The organism is Streptomyces sp. NPDC040610, assembly GCF_055594065.1.
Genome location: NZ_JBVIXA010000014.1, coordinates 99091 through 114787 on the forward strand (window position 1 = coordinate 99091; position 15697 = coordinate 114787).

General features: G+C 73.9%; 16 protein-coding genes. 7 read left to right on the forward strand and 9 right to left on the reverse strand.

The window, feature by feature from the left end; translation table 11 throughout:
- Positions 1-107 precede the first annotated feature (107 nt).
- A complete protein-coding gene (locus ACZ6AA_RS34235) occupies positions 108-1178 on the reverse strand; it encodes an alkene reductase (protein WP_468460575.1) in 1071 nt (356 codons plus the stop codon).
- Positions 1179-1343: 165 nt separating this feature from the next.
- Here ACZ6AA_RS34235 and ACZ6AA_RS34240 point away from each other — a divergent pair, with 165 nt between their 5' ends.
- Entirely contained in the window at positions 1344-1883 is a 540-nt protein-coding gene (locus ACZ6AA_RS34240) for a MarR family winged helix-turn-helix transcriptional regulator (RefSeq protein ID WP_468460577.1), read from the forward strand.
- Positions 1884-1950: 67 nt separating this feature from the next.
- On the opposite strand, the gene ACZ6AA_RS34245 is transcribed toward ACZ6AA_RS34240, so the two are convergent.
- From ACZ6AA_RS34245 to ACZ6AA_RS34255, 3 genes are all read right to left on the reverse strand, one after another.
- Complete coding sequence (locus tag ACZ6AA_RS34245) at positions 1951-3099, reverse strand: aminotransferase class V-fold PLP-dependent enzyme (RefSeq protein WP_468460579.1); 1149 nt, start codon at positions 3097-3099, stop codon at positions 1951-1953.
- Positions 3100-3236: 137 nt separating this feature from the next.
- Positions 3237-3974: a DsbA family oxidoreductase gene (locus tag ACZ6AA_RS34250; RefSeq protein WP_468460581.1), complete on the reverse strand. Its 738-nt coding sequence runs from the start codon at positions 3972-3974 to the stop codon at positions 3237-3239.
- 170 nt (positions 3975-4144) lie between these two features.
- Entirely contained in the window at positions 4145-4528 is a 384-nt protein-coding gene (locus tag ACZ6AA_RS34255; protein ID WP_468460583.1) for a winged helix-turn-helix transcriptional regulator, read from the reverse strand.
- A 62-nt stretch (positions 4529-4590) separates the two neighbouring features.
- Between ACZ6AA_RS34255 and ACZ6AA_RS34260 the strand changes: the two genes are divergently transcribed.
- The gene (locus tag ACZ6AA_RS34260) at positions 4591-5718 is read left to right on the forward strand and encodes a Gfo/Idh/MocA family protein (protein WP_471462359.1); all 1128 of its coding nucleotides are present in this window, start codon (positions 4591-4593) and stop codon (positions 5716-5718) included.
- 18 nt (positions 5719-5736) lie between these two features.
- On the opposite strand, the gene ACZ6AA_RS34265 is transcribed toward ACZ6AA_RS34260, so the two are convergent.
- Together ACZ6AA_RS34265 and ACZ6AA_RS34270 are read right to left on the reverse strand one after the other, a co-directional pair.
- Positions 5737-6363 (reverse strand): DUF1349 domain-containing protein, encoded by a 627-nt coding sequence (locus tag ACZ6AA_RS34265; protein ID WP_468460586.1) that lies wholly within the window; start codon positions 6361-6363, stop codon positions 5737-5739.
- A gap of 4 nt (positions 6364-6367) precedes the next feature.
- The gene (locus ACZ6AA_RS34270) at positions 6368-7909 is read right to left on the reverse strand and encodes an aldehyde dehydrogenase (NADP(+)) (RefSeq protein WP_471462361.1); all 1542 of its coding nucleotides are present in this window, start codon (positions 7907-7909) and stop codon (positions 6368-6370) included.
- Between the two features lie 184 nt (positions 7910-8093).
- Between ACZ6AA_RS34270 and ACZ6AA_RS34275 the strand changes: the two genes are divergently transcribed.
- The 5 genes from ACZ6AA_RS34275 to ACZ6AA_RS34295 all read left to right on the forward strand — a co-directional run bounded on the left by ACZ6AA_RS34275 (position 8094) and on the right by ACZ6AA_RS34295 (position 13642).
- Positions 8094-8867 (forward strand): IclR family transcriptional regulator, encoded by a 774-nt coding sequence (locus ACZ6AA_RS34275; protein WP_385710880.1) that lies wholly within the window; start codon positions 8094-8096, stop codon positions 8865-8867.
- A gap of 116 nt (positions 8868-8983) precedes the next feature.
- Positions 8984-10021, forward strand: a complete 1038-nt coding sequence (locus tag ACZ6AA_RS34280) for a hypothetical protein (protein ID WP_468460590.1) — start codon at positions 8984-8986, stop codon at positions 10019-10021.
- 20 nt (positions 10022-10041) lie between these two features.
- Positions 10042-11379, forward strand: coding sequence for a sensor histidine kinase (locus ACZ6AA_RS34285; RefSeq protein ID WP_471462424.1), 1338 nt, complete (start codon positions 10042-10044; stop codon positions 11377-11379).
- Between the two features lie 55 nt (positions 11380-11434).
- On the forward strand, positions 11435-12097 hold the full coding sequence (locus ACZ6AA_RS34290; protein ID WP_471462362.1) for a response regulator transcription factor: 663 nt from the start codon (positions 11435-11437) through the stop codon (positions 12095-12097).
- 99 nt (positions 12098-12196) lie between these two features.
- Positions 12197-13642, forward strand: coding sequence for a peptidoglycan D,D-transpeptidase FtsI family protein (locus ACZ6AA_RS34295; protein WP_471462364.1), 1446 nt, complete (start codon positions 12197-12199; stop codon positions 13640-13642).
- Between the two features lie 113 nt (positions 13643-13755).
- Here ACZ6AA_RS34295 and ACZ6AA_RS34300 read toward each other — a convergent pair whose 3' ends face one another.
- Genes ACZ6AA_RS34300 through ACZ6AA_RS34310 form a run of 3 tightly spaced genes read right to left on the reverse strand, consistent with a single transcriptional unit; the run spans position 13756 to position 15631 of the window.
- Complete coding sequence (locus ACZ6AA_RS34300; RefSeq protein WP_471462365.1) at positions 13756-14502, reverse strand: hypothetical protein; 747 nt, start codon at positions 14500-14502, stop codon at positions 13756-13758.
- A 5-nt stretch (positions 14503-14507) separates the two neighbouring features.
- Positions 14508-14846: a PadR family transcriptional regulator gene (locus tag ACZ6AA_RS34305; protein ID WP_468448620.1), complete on the reverse strand. Its 339-nt coding sequence runs from the start codon at positions 14844-14846 to the stop codon at positions 14508-14510.
- On the reverse strand, positions 14843-15631 hold the full coding sequence (locus ACZ6AA_RS34310; protein WP_468448622.1) for a CPBP family intramembrane glutamic endopeptidase: 789 nt from the start codon (positions 15629-15631) through the stop codon (positions 14843-14845). The genes ACZ6AA_RS34305 and ACZ6AA_RS34310 overlap by 4 nt, the downstream gene beginning before the upstream one ends.
- Between the last annotated feature and the right edge of the window lie 66 nt (positions 15632-15697).

Consider the following 15697-nt stretch of genomic DNA (forward strand, 5'->3'; position numbering starts at 1 on the left):
CTCCGTCATCTTCCCCTCGCGCGACCTCCTCCCCCCCCCCCCCCCCCCCCCCCCTCCCCCCCCCCCCCCCCCACCGCCGTCGGCGTTTCCGCTCGCGGGTTACCGGGTCACGCGGAGCGCAGCGCCGGGTAGTCCGTGTAGCCCTTGGCGTCGCCGCCGTAGAACGTGGACTGGTCCGGCGTGTTGTACGGACCACGGGTCCTCAGGCGGGCCGGGAGGTCCGGGTTGGCGAGGAAGAGGGAGCCGAAGGAGACGAGGTCGGCGGTGCCTTCCTCGATCAGGGCCAGGTCGTCGTGGCCGGTGGGGCCCTCGGTCGCGGGGTTGAGGATGAACGCGCCGCCGAACTCCTTGCGCAGCGCCTGTGTCAGCTCGCGGACCTCGCCGACCTCCATGATGTGCAGATAGGCGAGGCCGAGGGCGTTCAGCTCCTTCGCCAGGGCGAGGTAGGCCTCGTCCGGGTCGGGCTCGTGGATGTCGTTGAAGGGGTTGCCGGGCGAGAGGCGGATGCCCGTGCGAGCGGCGCCGATCTCGGCGGCGACGGCCTTGGCGACCTCGACGGCGAAGCGGATGCGCCTCTCGGGCGAGCCGCCCCACTCGTCGTCGCGCTGGTTGGAGCCCGGCGCGAGGAACTGGTGGATGAGATAGCCGTTGGCGCCGTGCAGTTCCACGCCGTCGAAGCCCGCGTCGATGGCGTTGCGGGCGGCCTCGACGAACTCGCCGATGGTGGCGCGCACCTCGTCGCCGGTCAGCTCGCGGGGCGTGACGAAGTCCTGCGGTCCCTCGTGCGTGTAGACCTGCCCGGCGGCGGCGATCGGCGACGGGCCGACGTTCACCAGGCCGTCGGGGAGCAGCGAGGGGTGGCCGATGCGGCCCGTGTGCATGATCTGGGCGACGATCCGGCCGCCCTTGGCGTGCACGGCGTCGGTGACCTTGCGCCAGCCCTCGACCTGCTCGGCGCTGTGCAGGCCCGGGGTGTCCGGGTAGCCCTGGCCCACCGGGGAGGGCTGCACGCCCTCGGTGATGACCAGGCCGGCGCTGGCGCGCTGGGCGTAGTACTCGGCGACGAGGTCGGTGGGGACGCCGCCCGCGCCCGCCCGGCTGCGGGTCATCGGTGCCAGGGCGATGCGGTTGGTGAGGGACACGCCGTGCAGGTCGATCGGGTCGAATGCGGTGGTCATCACAGCTCCAGGGCGTACGAAGATTGGTCGGCCAAGTAATTCAACCGGGAGCCACTGTAGCGCATTCCTTGGCCGACCAAGTTAATCTCGGAGGGGAAGCAGGACGACACTGGTGGAGGACGGCGACGGCGGACAGGGCCGGGCCGGCGAAGGGCAGGAGCTGCGATGAAGGCCGACACAGGGACGGCGGGGGCCGCACAGGCCGACCCCGCGTGTATCGAGCGGCTGCCGCTGGCCGCGCAGGACGGGCCGGTCAGCATGGTGATCAGCCGGGTGGCCCGGCTGCACCGGATCGCGGCGGGCAAGCTCCTGAAGGGGCTCGGCCTCTACCCCGGCCAGGAGTTCGTGATGATGCACCTGTGGGACGCGGGCCCGGTGCGCCAGTCCGACCTCATCAAGGTCCTCGACCTCGACCCGTCGACGGTCACCAAGATGCTCCAGCGCCTGGAGCAGGCCGGGCATGTGCGGCGCCGTCCCGACCCGGACGACCGCCGGGCCGTGCTCGTCGAGGCGACCGACTCCAGCTGCGGGCTGCTCACCGAAGTGCGGCGTTCCTGGGGCCGGTTGGAGGACCACACCCTCGCCGGGCTCGACCCCGACGAGCGGGCGGAGCTGGCCCGGCTGCTCACCCGGGTCGAGACCAACCTCTGCGTGGAGACGGCGGACTGCCCGGAGGAGGCGCGGCGGGAGGCGCTGCGGAGGTAGGGCGGCGGGTCGGGTGGGGGCGCGGCCTCGGTCCCGCCCCCGCCCGGGCCCCGGTCCCGGCCCCGGCTCAGCTCTCGCCCAGGACCTCCAGGAGCCGGTCCACGTCGGCCTCCGTGTTGTACAGGTGGAAGGACGCCCGCAGCTGGCCCGCGCGGTCCGACACCTCGACGCCCGCCGCGCTCAACTCCGCCTGCCGGACGCCGAGTCCGGGCACGGACACGATGGGCGATCCGGGCGCGGGCACCGGCTCGTGGCCGAGCGTCGCCAGTCCGGCGCGGAAGCGGTCCGCGAGCGCCAGGTCGTGGGCGCGGATCGCGGCCACTCCCAGCTCCTCGATCACCGCGAGGGAGTGCCGTGCGCCCGCGTACGCGAACAGGCTCGGGCTCTCGTCGAACCGCCGCGCGGAGCGGGCGAGTTCGGCGATCGGGCCGTAGCAGCTGTCCCAGGGGCGCTCGCCCGCGACCCAGCCCGCGAGCAGCGCGGGCACACCGCCGAAGGCATCGGGGGCGTCGGGGTCCTCGGGGCCGTCGGGGACCACGAAGAACGCCACGCCCCGCGGGCAGGTGAGCCACTTGAAGGCCACCGACGACAGGAAGTCCACGTCGGCGATGTGCTCGACGAGGTCCAGCCAGCCCGTCGCCTGCGAGGCGTCCAGATAGAGGCGGGCGCCGTGCGCGCGGGTCGCGGCGCGCAGCGCGGGCAGGTCGGCGATCCTGCCGTCCGCCGACTGCGCCGCCGAGACCGCGACCAGGGCCGTGCCCGGGCGTACGGACTCCGCGATCCGCTCCAGCGGGACGGTGCGGACCTTGAGGTCGGCGCGCATGTGGAAGGGGTTCACCGTCGAGCTGAAGTCGGCCTCGGCGGTGAGGACTTCGGCGCCCGCGGGCAGCGAGGCGGCGACCAGGCCGCTGTACACGGCGACGGACGCGCCCGCCGCGACCCGGCTCGGCGCCACCCCGACCAGGCGCGCGAAGGCGGCGCGGGCCGCCTCCACGTCCGCGAACATGTCGGCGGGGCGGCCCTCCGCCACGGACAGGGTCGCCTCGTGCATGGCCCGGACGGCGCGGCCCGGAAGCAGGCCGGTGCTCGCGCTGTTCAGATACGTGGTGCGGGGGGTGAACTCGGAGCGTACGAGCGCCTCGAAGGCCGCCGGTGTCGTGGCGGGACTCGAAGCGCTCTGGACGGTCTGGACGGGGCCCTGGCCGGAAGTCTCCATGGGATCACTGTGCCGCCTCGGCCGGGCCCGGTCCATTGCGGATGCCTGACCCATACCGCTTAGCGACGCTTACTCATGGCCTCCGACCAGGGGTGATGCCGTCCGGCGCAGGGCGGTGCCGTGCGGGGCCGTGCGGTTCAGGGGCGCGGCACCGCGCAGCCGTCCGGGCCGCAGGCGTCGCCGTCGGCGCCCTCGGCGGGCCCCTCGCTGAGCACCGTCAGCGGCGAGCGGGCGTCCCACGCCTGCTCCAGGGCCTGCGTGAAGACCTCGGCGGGCTGGGCGCCGGAGACGCCGAACTTCCGGTCGAGCACGAAGAACGGCACGCCGTTCGCGCCGAGTTCGGCGGCCTCGCGCTCGTCGGCGCGGACCGCTTCGGCGTACGCGTCGGGGTCGGCGAGGACCGCGCGCGCCGCGTCCGCGTCGAGGCCCGCGTCGGCGGCGAGGGCGATCAGGCGCTCGTCGTCGTCGAAGACCGAGCGCTCCTCGGCGAAGTTGGCGCGGTAGAGCGCGCCGATGAGGCGGTCCTGGGTGTCCTGGCCGCCCTTCTCCTTCGCGAAGTGGAGGAGGCGGTGCATGTCGAAGGTGTTGCCGTGGTCGCGGCCCTCGGTGCGGTACGCGAGGCCCTCGGCCGCCGCGTTGTCGCCGAGGCGGCGTTCGGCGTCCTTCGCCTGGTCCTCGGTCATGCCGTACTTCTGCGCCAGCATCGGGATCACGGCGGCCGTGTCGCCCTTCGGGCGGTTCGGGTCCAGCTCGAAGGAGCGGTGGACCACCTCTACGGCGTCCTGGTGCGGGAAGGCCGCGAGGGCCTTCTCGAAGCGGGCCTTGCCCACGTAGCACCAGGGGCAGGCGATGTCGCTCCAGATCTCGACGCGCATGTGGTTCTTCCTCGGGTCGTACGAAACGGAGACGTCCTCCGCGTTCGTGCAACCCGGGGCCGGGGAGTTCCATTCCCCGGCCCCTGCCCCTCCACCCTGTGGGCAGCTGGGCCGCCAGGGGCGGCACGGGTGGGCACAGCCCCGGCCCAGGGCACCCGTGCGGGCGGCGGTCACCCCGGGTGGGGGCCGAAGCGGTGGGTGTTCGTGCGGATCCAGGTGCGCAGGTGGGCCAGGGGCTCCAGGGCGCCTCGGCCCAGGGGGGTGAGTTCGTACTCCACCCGGGGCGGGACCTCCGCGAAGACCGTGCGGTGCACCAGGCCGTAGTCCTCCAGGCGCCGCAGCGTCTGCGTGAGGACCTTCGGGCTGACGCCCTCGAGGCGGGAGCGGAGTTCGCCGAACCGCCGGGGCCCGTCCTCCAGGGCGGTGATCGCGAGGCCCACCCACTTGGTGGCGAGCAGTTCGAAGATCTCCCGGCCGGGGCACAGCAGTCCGTAGATGTCGTGCCGGTGCTCCGTGGCCGCCGACGGCGGCGTAAAGCGGCTCTGAGCTGTCATGGTTTCCAGAATATAGTTGGCGCCCTTGCGGGTGATCGGCCCCCGGCCCCTACGGTCCGGGCATGATCGAGAACGCGCAGAACGCCACAGGCACCGTCGGCGTCGGCATCGTCGGCCTCTCCGCCCGCTCCGGCTGGGCCGCGCACTCCCACCTCCCCGCCCTCACCCGCCTCCCCGGCTACGACCTGCGCGCCCTGGCCGCGTCGACACCGGAGTCGGCCCGCGCCGCGGCCGAGAAGTACGGCATCGGCCGCGCCTACGGCTCCGCCGCCGAGCTGGCCAAGGACCCGGCCGTGGACCTGGTCGTCGTGAGCGTCCGCGTGCCCCGGCACCGGGAGGTGATCCTGGCGGCGCTGGCGGCGGGGAAGCACGTCCTGTCGGAGTGGCCGCTGGGCAACGGCGTCACGGAGGCGGAGGAGCTGGCGGCGGTGGCGGCCCGCGCCGGGGTGCGGACGTTCGCCGGGCTCCAGGCACGGTCGGCGCCCGCGGTGCGGCAGCTGCGCGACCTGGTCGCCGACGGCTTCGTCGGCGACGTGCTGTCCACGAGCCTCGTCGCGTCGGGCCGCCGCTGGGGACCCGTCTTCGAGCCGGGCGGCGCCTACCTCCTGGACAAGGAGAACGGCGGCACGATGCTCACCATCCCCTTCGGCCACACCGTGGACTCGCTGGCGATGGTGCTCGGCGAGTTCGCGGAGGTGTCGGCGACGACGGCGACCCGGCGGCCGGTGGTGCGGGAGGAGGACAGCGGGCGCGCCGTCCCGATGACCGTCGAGGACCAGGTCGCGGTCACCGGGCGGCTCGCGTCCGGCGCCGTCGCGTCCGTGCACTTCCGGGGCGGGCTCTCGCGCGGCACCGACTTCCACTGGGAGATCAACGGCACGGACGGCGACCTGGTCGTGACCGGTGACCACGGGCATCTGCAGCAGGCCCGGCTGACGGTGCGGGGCGCCCGGGGCGCGGCGACGGAACTGGCCGAACTGCCCGTCCCCGAGCGGTACTTCGACGTACCCGAGCTGGACGGCCTGCGTGCGGAGCCCGCGTACAACGTCGGGATCCAGTACGCCCGCATCCTGCGCGACCTGCGCGAAGGCACCCGTACCGTGCCGGACTTCGCGCACGCCGCCCGGCGCCAGCGGCTGCTCGACGCGATCGAGCGGGCCGCCGCGACGGGGACGCGCGTCAGGCTCTGACGAGGGGAACGGACCGGCTCAGGAGCCGTCGCGCAGGCCCTTCGGCCAGTTCGGGCGGAACTCGATCTCCTCGAACGTCACCACGCACCCCTCGCCCTGCGGCGACTGCGCGAGGAAGCCGACGAGCGCCGCGGCGGCCGCCTTCTCGTCGCCGAGCTGGAAGATGCGCACGAACGTCCAGTGCGCGCCGTCCGTCGAGGCGTGGAAGGCGAACGCCGTGCCCGTGCGGCTGATCCGCAGCCAGACGCTGGAGCCGTCCACGACGAAGGCGTTGGCGTCGTCCGAGCGGCCCCGGGTGACCACCGTGCAGATCGTGGGGCGGTCCGGGGAGCGCTCGAAGCAGAGCTTGGCCCACTCGCGCTCCGCCACGTGCAGGTAGAGCACGCCCGCGTCGAAGGCGGCGGCGAAGCCGACCGTGACGCGGGCGATCAGCTGGAAGTCCCCCTCGGGCGCGCCGAGCAGCCGGGGCGCGTCGGACGCCGGGTCGAGGGCCTCGCCGGTGGGCGGCACGAAGCGGTCCTGGCGGGGTCCCGCCCAGCCGGTGAGGGCGCCGTTCTCGTAGCTCCAGTCGCCCTCGGGTCCGTACGGCCGCAAGGGGAAGGGGAGTTCGGGCAGGGTGAGGCTTCCGGTCTGCTTGGCGTTCATGGCGTCAGTGTTCCAGGCGCCCGTCGTAGCGGCGCGGCAGACCGAGAGGATTGGCGTCGTGGAGTTCCGGCGGAAGGAGCGCCTCGGGGGTGTTCTGGTACGCGACGGGGCGCAGCCAGCGCTCGATGGCGGTGCCGCCGACGGACGTGGAGGTGCTGGTGGTGGCGGGGTAGGGGCCGCCGTGCTGCTGGGCGGGGGCCACGGCGACGCCGGTGGGCCAGCCGTCGACGAGGACCCGCCCGGCGAGCGGGGTCAGTTCGGCCAGGAGCCGGGTGCCGCGCCCCTGCGCGGCCGGGTCGCCCGCGGCCTCCTCGGCGGACAGGTGCACGGTCGCGGTGAGGTTGCCGGGGAGCCGGGCGAGCACCGCGGTGATCTCGGCGTCGTCCGCGTACCGGGCGACGACGGTGACCGGCCCGAAGCACTCCTCCAGGAGCAGGTCGTGGGCGCCCTCGGCGGCGAGGCGGGCGGCCGGGACGGTGAGGAACCCGGCGGTGACGGTGTGCTCGTCGGCGGCGCCGGGTGCCACCGGGGCGCTCACGTCGGGCAGTTGGGCGCGCTCGACGACCCCGGCGACGAAGGCGTCGCGCATGCGGTGGTCGAGGAGGACCCCGGCGGCGGTGGCGCCGAGGCCTTCCGTCAGGGACTTCAGGAGGCGGTCGCCGCCCGCGCCCTCGGGGGCGAGGACCAGGCCGGGCTTCACACAGAACTGGCCGACGCCGAGGGTCATGGAGCCCGCGAGGCCGGTGCCGATCTGCTCGCCGCGCTCGGCGGCCGCAGCCTCGGTGACGACGACCGGGTTGAGGGAGCCGAGTTCGCCGTGGAAGGGGATCGGCACGGGGCGCGCGGCCGCCGCGTCGAACAGGGCGCGGCCGCCGCGTACCGAACCGGTGAAGCCCGCGGCCGCGACCAGCGGGTGGCGGACCAGGTCGACGCCCGCGTCGAAGCCGTGCACCAGGCCGACGACGGCCGCGGGCAGCCCGTGGCGCGTGGCGGCCGCGCGCAGGACGGCGGCGACGCGCTCGGAGGTGTCGGGGTGGTCGGGGTGCGCCTTGACGACGACGGGGCAGCCCGCGGCCAGGGCGCTCGCGGTGTCGCCGCCGGGCACGGAGAAGGCGAAGGGGAAGTTGGAGGCGGCGTAGACGGCGACGACGCCGAGCGGGATCTTGTAGCGGCGCAGGTCGGGGACGGGCGGGGTGGCGGCGCTGTCGGGGTGGTCGATGACGACGCCGAGGTAGGCGCCCTCGTCGACGAGGTCCGCGAAGGCCCGCAACTGGTAGCGGGTGCGGGCCAGTTCGCCGGTGAGGCGGGCGGTGCCGAGGGCCGTCTCGGCGTCCGCGGTCGCGACCAGGTCGTCCTGCGCCGCGTCCAGGAGGTCGGCCGCGGTGCGCAGGAAGGCCGTGCGGGTGGTGCGGTCGGCCAGCGCGGCGCGGGCCGCGTGCGCGGCCGTGACGGCGTGGTCCACGTCCCGCGCGGCGGCCTCGGCGGCGACCTGCGCGCGCCGCTTCCCGGTTCGGGGGTCCACACTCCAGACTGGTGCTGCTGCCACCGCGGGTTCCTCCAGGGTTGCCGTGCGGGCCGGTGCCCGCGGCCCGGATGTCACGAGCCGCTCACCGTGCGTCGGATCTACTGCCACTCACCAGGGGCGTTCGATATGCTGAACGCCGTCCCCGATGATGAATCGGCGGGGACAGTGGAGACTATTTCCTGTCGGACGTGAGGGGTCAAGGGCGATGTCGGCTGGGGAGACGGGCGGGGGCGCACAGGTCAAGTCCGCGGTGCGGACGGTGGAGTTGCTGGAGTTCTTCGCGGGGCGACCCGGGATGCACGCCCTCGCCGACGTCCAGGAGGCCGTCGGATACCCGAAGTCCAGCCTCTACATGCTCCTTCGCACCCTCGTCGAGCTGGGCTGGATCGAGACGGACGCGACCGGTACGCGGTACGGCATCGGGGTGCGGGCGCTGCTCGTCGGCACGTCGTACATCGACGGCGACGAGGTGGTCGCCGCGGCCAGGCCGACGCTCGACCGGCTCTCGGACGACACCACGGAGACCATCCACCTCGCCCGCCTCGACGGCACGAACGTGGTGTACCTGGCCACCCGCCAGTCCCAGCACTATCTTCGCCCCTTCACACGCGTCGGCCGGCGCCTGCCCGCCCACTCCACCTCGCTCGGCAAGGCGCTGCTCGCCTCCCACACCGACGAGCAGGTCCGCAAGATGCTCCCCGAGACGCTGCCGTCGCTGACCGAGAACACGATCACCGACCGCGAGAAGCTCATCGAGGAACTGCACGCGGTGCGCGACCAGGGCTTCGCCGTGGACCGCGAGGAGAACACCCTGGGCCTGCGCTGCTTCGGCGTGGCCATCCCCTACCGCACCCCCGCGCGCGACGCCATCAGCTGCTCGGTCCCGGTGGCCCGGCTCACGCCCGCCCACGAGCAGATGGTCAAGGACGCGCTGTTCGACGCGCGGGACCGGCTCACGCTGGCCACGCGGCGGCTCTGAGGTCCGCCCGCCCCGGCCCCCTCCTCCCGGGCCGGTACCCCCCTCCCCCGCGCGGCGGAGACGGTTCACCGGCAGGCAGGAGGTGGCGGGCGGGGCCGCGGCGGGAGCGTGGAGGCATGACCCAGACACTCGCCCCCACCCCGGCCGCCGGCCGCGGCGCGCACTCCTCCCCCGGCAGGCTCCGGCTGCTGCTCCGCGCCGTCGCCGTGGCCGCCTGCCTGCCCTATCTCTCCCTGAAGGTCGCCTGGATCGCCGGGAGCCACATCGGCATCCCCGAGGGCAGCTCCCTCCTCGACCACCGCGGTCTGATGGCCGTCGCCAACAGCGTCACCGTCCTCATGGACGGCGCCGTCATCGTTCTCGCGCTGCTGCTGACCCGGCCCTGGGGCAGGCGCGTACCGGCCTGGCTGCTCGGCCTGCCCATGTGGGTCGCGACCGGGCTGCTGCTCCCGATCATGGCCGGGTTCCCGGCGCAGCTCGCCGTGCAGGCGCTCGGCGGGTCGGTGAACAACGCCGAGGGGACCGGCCGCGACGCCTTCCTCGACGAGTGGGTGTTCGGGGTGGTGTACGGCGGGTTCATCCTCCAGGGGCTCAGCCTGGGGCTGCTGTTCGCCCTGTACGCCCGCGACCGGTGGGGGCACCTGTGGCGGGGCCGCGTGTGGGACCTGCCGAAGGCGGGCCCGGGCGGGCGCGCGACGCGGGTGTGCGCGGTGACGGCCGCGGTGCTCGCCCTGTACCCGGCCGGGCTGCGGCTGCTGTGGGCGTGCGGTTCGACGCTCGGCCTGAACGAGTCGCGCGCCGCCGAGCGCACGTCCGACTTCCACGTCCTCTCCGCCCTCGAGTTCGGCTACCTCGCCGCAGCCGTGGCGGGCGTCCTTGTCCTCGCGTTCCGGCGGCTGCCCGCGCTGCCCGTGAAGGTGCCGCTCGCGCTCGCCCTCGCCGGGTCAGGGGCGGTGGCGTGCTGGGGCGCGTGGCCGTTCATGGCGTCGTTCGCGGGCACCTCGGACGTCGCCGACCGGCCCACGTCCGCGATGCTCCTGTCCTACGCTGTACAGATGATCATCGGAACGCTCGTGGCCGTCGCGGGGGCACGCTTCCTCAAGGAGCGGGCGGCCTCGCGCGCCGGGCGCACGGCGCGGACGGGCACCGCGTGAGACGACCCTCCCCGGGTGGCGTGCGGCGGTTCGCCACGGTTCTCGTCGGGCGGCGGACGCGGCGCCGGTGGATCCATCTGATCCTCGGCGGCGCGCTCGCCATGCCGTACGTCCTCGTCGGCTCGACGATGGCCGGGCCGCTGCTCGGCGAGACCACGATGCTCGGTTCGTTCCCCTCCCAGCTCCTGTCGTTCGCGTTCGGGCTGCCGCTCGCCGCGATCACCGCGCTGTTCCCGCTGACCCGGCCGATGTCGGTGGCGGCGGTGCGGGCGCTGTGCGAGGTGCCGGACGCCTCGCTCGCCGACGGGCCGCCGCGGTCACGGGCCGCGCGCGGGCGCACCATGGCCTGGTTCACGCTGCACCTCGGGTTCGGCGGGGTCATGAGCGGGATGACGCTCGGGCTCGTGCCGTTCGCGAGCTTCCAGATCGTCCTGCCGGTCTTCGTGGGCCTCGGGGACTCCTGGCTCGGGCTCCCCCAGAACCTGCGGGAACCCTGGGTGCTCGCGCTCGCGCCGGTCACGGGTCTCCTGTTCCTCGTCGCGCTCGCCGGGTGCGCGGCGGGCGCGGGCGGTCTCCTCGCGCGCTGGGCGCCCGCGCTGCTCGGGCCCACGCCCGCCGACCGCCTCGCCGACGCCGAGCGCCGCGCCGCCGACCTGGCCGTGCGCAACCGGCTCGCCCGCGAGCTGCACGACTCGGTGGGCCACGCGCTCAGCGCCGTCACGCTCCAGGCGAGCGCGGCCCGCAAACTGCTCGACCGGGACCCGGAGTTCGTCCGCGAGGCCCTGGCCGCCATCGAGGACACCACCCGGCGGACCGTCGGCGAGCTGGACACCGTCCTCGGTGTGCTGCGCGAGGGCGGCGAGCGCGGCTCCACCGCACCGGCGCCCACGCTCGGCGGCGACCTCGCCGGGCTCCTGGACCGCACCCGGGCGGGCGGCCTGCGCGTCGACGCGGACATCGACCCCGAGGTCCTCGGCACACCGGGGTCCGGATACGCGGAGGCGCTGCCGCCGATGGTGTCCCGCGAGGGCTACCGCATCGTGCAGGAAGCCCTCAGCAACGCCCTCAAGCACGCCGGGGCGGACACCGTCGTCACACTGCGCGTCGCCCTCGACGGCTCCGGCCTGGAGATCGTCGCCGAGAATCCGCTGCCCGCCGCCGGAACCGGGCCCGCGCCCACCCGCGCGGGCGGCGGCCACGGCCTGAGCGGCATCGCCGACCGGGCCCGCCTCCTCGGCGGCACGGCGCAGGCCGGACCCGTTGCAGGACCGCCCGGAGCCGCCGCCCCGGCCGACGGCGCGGCCACCGCCACCACCTGGCGACTCCACGTACGACTGCCCCTGAAGGGGCACGTATGACCCGCACCCCCAGCACGCCAAGCACCCCCCGCACGACCCGTTCGAAGGGACACCCATGACCGACCCCGCCGCCCCGCTGCGCGTCGTCCTCGCCGACGACGAGCGCATGGTGCGCACCGCGCTGCGCGCCATCCTCGCCGCCGAGCCCGACCTGGAGATCGTCGGGGAGGCGGCGACCGGCGCCGAGGCGGTGTCCGTGGTGCGTGAGCTGAAGCCCGATGTGGTGCTCATGGACGTACGCATGCCGGAGATCGACGGCATCCGCGCCACCGAGCAGATCCTCCAGACGATGCCCGAGCCGCCCCGCATCGTCGTCGTCACGACCTTCGAGAACGACTCCTACGTGTACGAGGCGCTGCGCGCCGGAGCGTCCGGCTTCCTGCTGAAGCGGGCCGAGGCGGAGGCCCTTGTACAGGCCGTGCGCCTGGTGGCGCGCAGCGACTCGCTGCTGTTCCCTGCGGCCGTGCGCGCGCTCGCCGCCGAGCACGGGCGCGCCGGGACCGCGCGGGCGCCCTGGATCGCCCGGCTCACCGGGCGCGAGAGCGAGGTGCTTCGGCTGATGGCGGCCGGGCTGACCAACGCGGAGATCGCCGAGCGGATGGAGGTCGGCCCGGCGACGGTGAAGACGCATGTGGCGGCGGTCCTCGCGAAGACGGGGGCGCGGGACCGTACGCAGGCGGTGATCGCGGCATACGAGGCGGGGTTCATGAAGAGCTGAGTTCCCTGAGCGGCACGGTTCATGAAGAGCTCCTGAGAAAACGGACACATCGCCGCAAGAGGGGAACGGAACGCGGCGGGGTGCTCGTCCTTCAGTGGGATGAACAAGACGATCAGGCACACCTCGGTCTTCGTGCTGCTCCTGGTGCTCGCCCTCCTCGTGCGGGCGACCTGGGTGCAGTTCCACGACTCGAAGGCACTCGCGGACGACAAGCTGAACCGGCGCAACGCGATCGAGCAGTACGCGTACCCGCTGGGCGACATCATCGTGGCCGGGGACGCCGTCACCGGCTCGAAGCGCACGAAGGGCGGTGACCTGGCGTACAAACGCACCTACAAGGACGGCCCGCTGTACTCCGCCGTCACCGGCTACAGCTCACAGGTGTACGGGGCCACCCAGCTGGAGGGCATCTACAAGGACCTCCTCGACGGCACCGACAACCGTCTCAAGAACCCCCTCGACACGCTCACCGACAAGCGTGCCGACCCCGGTGACGTCCTCACGACCATCGACCCGGCCGTGCAGAAGGCCGCGTACAAGGCGCTCGGCGACAAGAAGGGCGCGGCCGTCGCCGTCGACCCCAAGACCGGGAAGATCCTCGGCATGGTCTCCACGCCGTCCTACGACCCGTCGAAGATCAGCGGCTCCACCGACGGCGACGCCTGGAAGGCGCTCACCTCCGACGAGGACAAGCCGATGGTGAACCGCGCGCTGCGGCAGCCGCTGCCGCCCGGTTCGACGTTCAAGCTGGTCGTCGCGGCAGCCGCCCTGGAGAGCGGGCTCTACGGGTCCGTCGACGAGAAGACCGCGAGCCCCGACCCGTACACGCTGCCCGGGACGCGGACCGTCCTCAAGAACGAGAACACCTCCGCGCCCTGCGAGGACGCGACCATCCGCACGGCCCTGCGGTACTCCTGCAACAACGTCTTCGCCAAGATGGCCGTCGACCTCGGGCAGGACAAGGTCAAGGCCCAGGCCGAGAAGTTCGGCTTCAACACCGACAAGCTGGACGTGCCCGTGCGGGCGGCGAAGAGCTCCTACCCGTCCGGGATGGACAAGGCGCAGACCGCGCTCACCGGCATCGGGCAGTTCGACGTGACGGCCACGCCGCTGCAGATGGCGCTCGTGTCCGCCGCGATCTCCAACGGCGGGGAGCTGGCGTCTCCCCACATGGTGTCGAAGGTGACCGACGCGGACGGCAATGTGCTGCGGGACTACGGGGACGGGGGCTCTTCGCGGGTGATGAGCGCGGGCACCGCCGAGGGGCTGCAGTCCGCCATGCGGACGGTCGTGGAGGAGGGCACCGGGACCAACGCGAAGATCGACGGGGCCGTCGTCGGGGGCAAGACCGGTACCGCTCAGCACGGTGAGAACAACTCCAAGACGCCTTACGCCTGGTTCACCTCGTACGCCAAGGGTGGGGACGGCAAGGAGGTCGCTGTCGCTGTGATCGTGGAGTCGTCCGACGCGGCGCGCTCCGAGGTGAGCGGCAACGGGCTGGCGGCGCCGATCGCTGCGGCGATGATGAAGGCAGCTTTGCGCTAGGGCCTGTCCGACGGATCGGGGCGGCGCCGACCCCCCGGACAGGCCCTAGCCGTCCGGGGGGGGGCAGTACCGGCGCTTCGCGCCGGATCCCTCTCCCACCGGCAACGGTTCGCTCACGGACGGCGGTTGCGCCACCCGCGCCATGCCAGGAACCCGGCCACGGGCACCGCCGCTCCGGCCAGGAGGCCGGTGACGTAGCCCAGGCCGGAGGACGCGTCTCCGTCCCGGAGGGCCACGGTGACGCCGGACGCGGCGAGGGCGGCCGTCAGCAGACCCAGCAGCGCGTAGAAGCGGCGGCTGAAGAAGTTCCAGCGGGCGGGCGCCGCCGGCACGGCGGCCAGTTCCGCCGCGGGGCCGAGGCTCGCCGCTCGGGGGCGTTTGAACCAGGCGTAGATCACCCAGTCGCCGCAGGCCTCCCAGCCGTCGGGGGCCAGCCGCTCGTCCAGGCCTTCGCGCCCCCGCGAGACCAGCTCGCGGCGGTACTCCCACTGCTGCGGGCGGTCGAGGTCGCGGTGGCAGACGAAGCGGCCGAGGCCGTCGACCCGGCGCATCTCCCAGCCCTCGTCGCCGAAGCGGCCGAGCAGTTCCTCGTCGACGAAGGTGTCGGCGGTCCATCGCCACACCTCGACCCGGGAGTCCCCGGCGCCCCGGGGCGGAGCCTCCCGCGCCCCGCCCGGCGCCAGCTCCCGCGCGAACTCCTCGACCGGGCCGAACTCCTCCTCCGGCGCGCCCCCGCACTCCGCGAGGTGCGCCGCGAGGTCCGCCACGGTCACCCGGACGTGCTCGGCGGGCAGCCCCAGCTCCCGCAGCCTCGCGCCGAGGTCGTCCAGGTACCCCGCAGCCGTGTCAGCCGTGTCCACCGAGTTCATCGCACGCCCGCCTTCGCCAGTACCGCACGGACCGATCCGTCGAACGCCAGCCACAACTCGCCCTGTTCGGCGAGGACTTCGCGGCCGGCGGCAGTGAGGGAGTAGTAGCGCCTGCCGGGCCCCTTCTCCGTCGCCCGGAACTCCGCCGCCACCAGGCCCGCCTCCTCCAGGCGGTTCAGGACGGGGTACAGCGTGCCGCCCTTGATCTGTCCGAAGCCCGCCGCGCCGAGCTGCTTGGCGATCTCGTAGCCGTAGCTCTCGCCGTCGGTGAGGGAGGCGAGGACGAGGAGGTCGAGGACGCCCTTGAACCAGCTCGCGCGCCGGTCCGCGCTCATGCCGTGCCGCCCTGGGCGTGCGGGAGTCCGGGCGCGGGGATCAGCAGGTCGCGCACGCTGATCATGGCGTGCACGGCGATGGGCAGGAGCAGGCTGCCGGTGGCCAGGTACAGGCCGGTGAGCAGCGCGCCGAAGAGGGCGAGGACGACGATGCCGGTGGCGCCCTGGTACCAGCCCGCGAGGGCGTACACGGCGAGCGAGAGCGCCGCCGCCAGGTAGGGGTCGAGGCCGAGGGCGCCGACGCCGAAGGCGATGAGCAGGCCGCGGTGGACCAGTTCCGCGCAGATGCCGTCGGTCACCGCGGCGGCGACCGCGAGCCGCCGCTCCGTGCCGGTGCGCGGCAGCATCGCCTCGATGGCGGCCCGGCCCGGGATGTGCTTGCCGTCCTTGGCCATGTCCCGGAAGGCCCGCCCGGAGGCGACGGCGATCGCGGCGAAGAGGAGGACCACGGGGAGGAAGAAGAGCGGGTCCTTCGGCAGTGCCAGGCCGAGGTCCGTCGCCCGCACGCCCGGCGAGAGCAGCAGGGCGCTCAGTGCCAGCGCGGCGAACGCCCACCAGAGCGTGATGGTGAGGGTGAAGTAGCGCACGAGCGCGCGCGGTTCGGTGGCGCGGCGGCGCGCCAGCGAGGCGTACATCCGGCGGCCGAGCCATGGCTCGACGAGCAGCAGATACGCGCCGAGCACGCCCGCTACGGCCGTGGCGGCGGCGGAGAACTCCGGTGCGCGGTCCGCGGAGAAGGCCGCCGCGAGGTGTGGTGCGGAGCCCGTCGCGAGGAGTGGTGACATGGTCGTGCGCCCCCTGGTCGTGTGAACTACCTAGACCGTAGAGCGACCTAGTTAGGAATGCAACCT

Excerpts from the sequence above, each read along its gene's own strand:
- ACZ6AA_RS34235 (WP_468460575.1), bottom strand. The coding sequence starts at position 1,178 with ATGACCACCGCATTCGACCCGATCGACCTGCACGGCGTGTCCCTCACC.
- ACZ6AA_RS34240 (WP_468460577.1), top strand. The coding sequence starts at position 1,344 with ATGAAGGCCGACACAGGGACGGCGGGGGCCGCACAGGCCGACCCCGCG.
- ACZ6AA_RS34245 (WP_468460579.1), bottom strand. The coding sequence starts at position 3,099 with ATGGAGACTTCCGGCCAGGGCCCCGTCCAGACCGTCCAGAGCGCTTCG.
- ACZ6AA_RS34250 (WP_468460581.1), bottom strand. The coding sequence starts at position 3,974 with ATGCGCGTCGAGATCTGGAGCGACATCGCCTGCCCCTGGTGCTACGTG.
- ACZ6AA_RS34255 (WP_468460583.1), bottom strand. The coding sequence starts at position 4,528 with ATGACAGCTCAGAGCCGCTTTACGCCGCCGTCGGCGGCCACGGAGCAC.
- ACZ6AA_RS34260 (WP_471462359.1), top strand. The coding sequence starts at position 4,591 with ATGATCGAGAACGCGCAGAACGCCACAGGCACCGTCGGCGTCGGCATC.
- ACZ6AA_RS34265 (WP_468460586.1), bottom strand. The coding sequence starts at position 6,363 with ATGAACGCCAAGCAGACCGGAAGCCTCACCCTGCCCGAACTCCCCTTC.
- ACZ6AA_RS34275 (WP_385710880.1), top strand. The coding sequence starts at position 8,094 with ATGTCGGCTGGGGAGACGGGCGGGGGCGCACAGGTCAAGTCCGCGGTG.
- ACZ6AA_RS34280 (WP_468460590.1), top strand. The coding sequence starts at position 8,984 with ATGACCCAGACACTCGCCCCCACCCCGGCCGCCGGCCGCGGCGCGCAC.
- ACZ6AA_RS34290 (WP_471462362.1), top strand. The coding sequence starts at position 11,435 with ATGACCGACCCCGCCGCCCCGCTGCGCGTCGTCCTCGCCGACGACGAG.
- ACZ6AA_RS34295 (WP_471462364.1), top strand. The coding sequence starts at position 12,197 with ATGAACAAGACGATCAGGCACACCTCGGTCTTCGTGCTGCTCCTGGTG.
- ACZ6AA_RS34305 (WP_468448620.1), bottom strand. The coding sequence starts at position 14,846 with ATGAGCGCGGACCGGCGCGCGAGCTGGTTCAAGGGCGTCCTCGACCTC.
- ACZ6AA_RS34310 (WP_468448622.1), bottom strand. The coding sequence starts at position 15,631 with ATGTCACCACTCCTCGCGACGGGCTCCGCACCACACCTCGCGGCGGCC.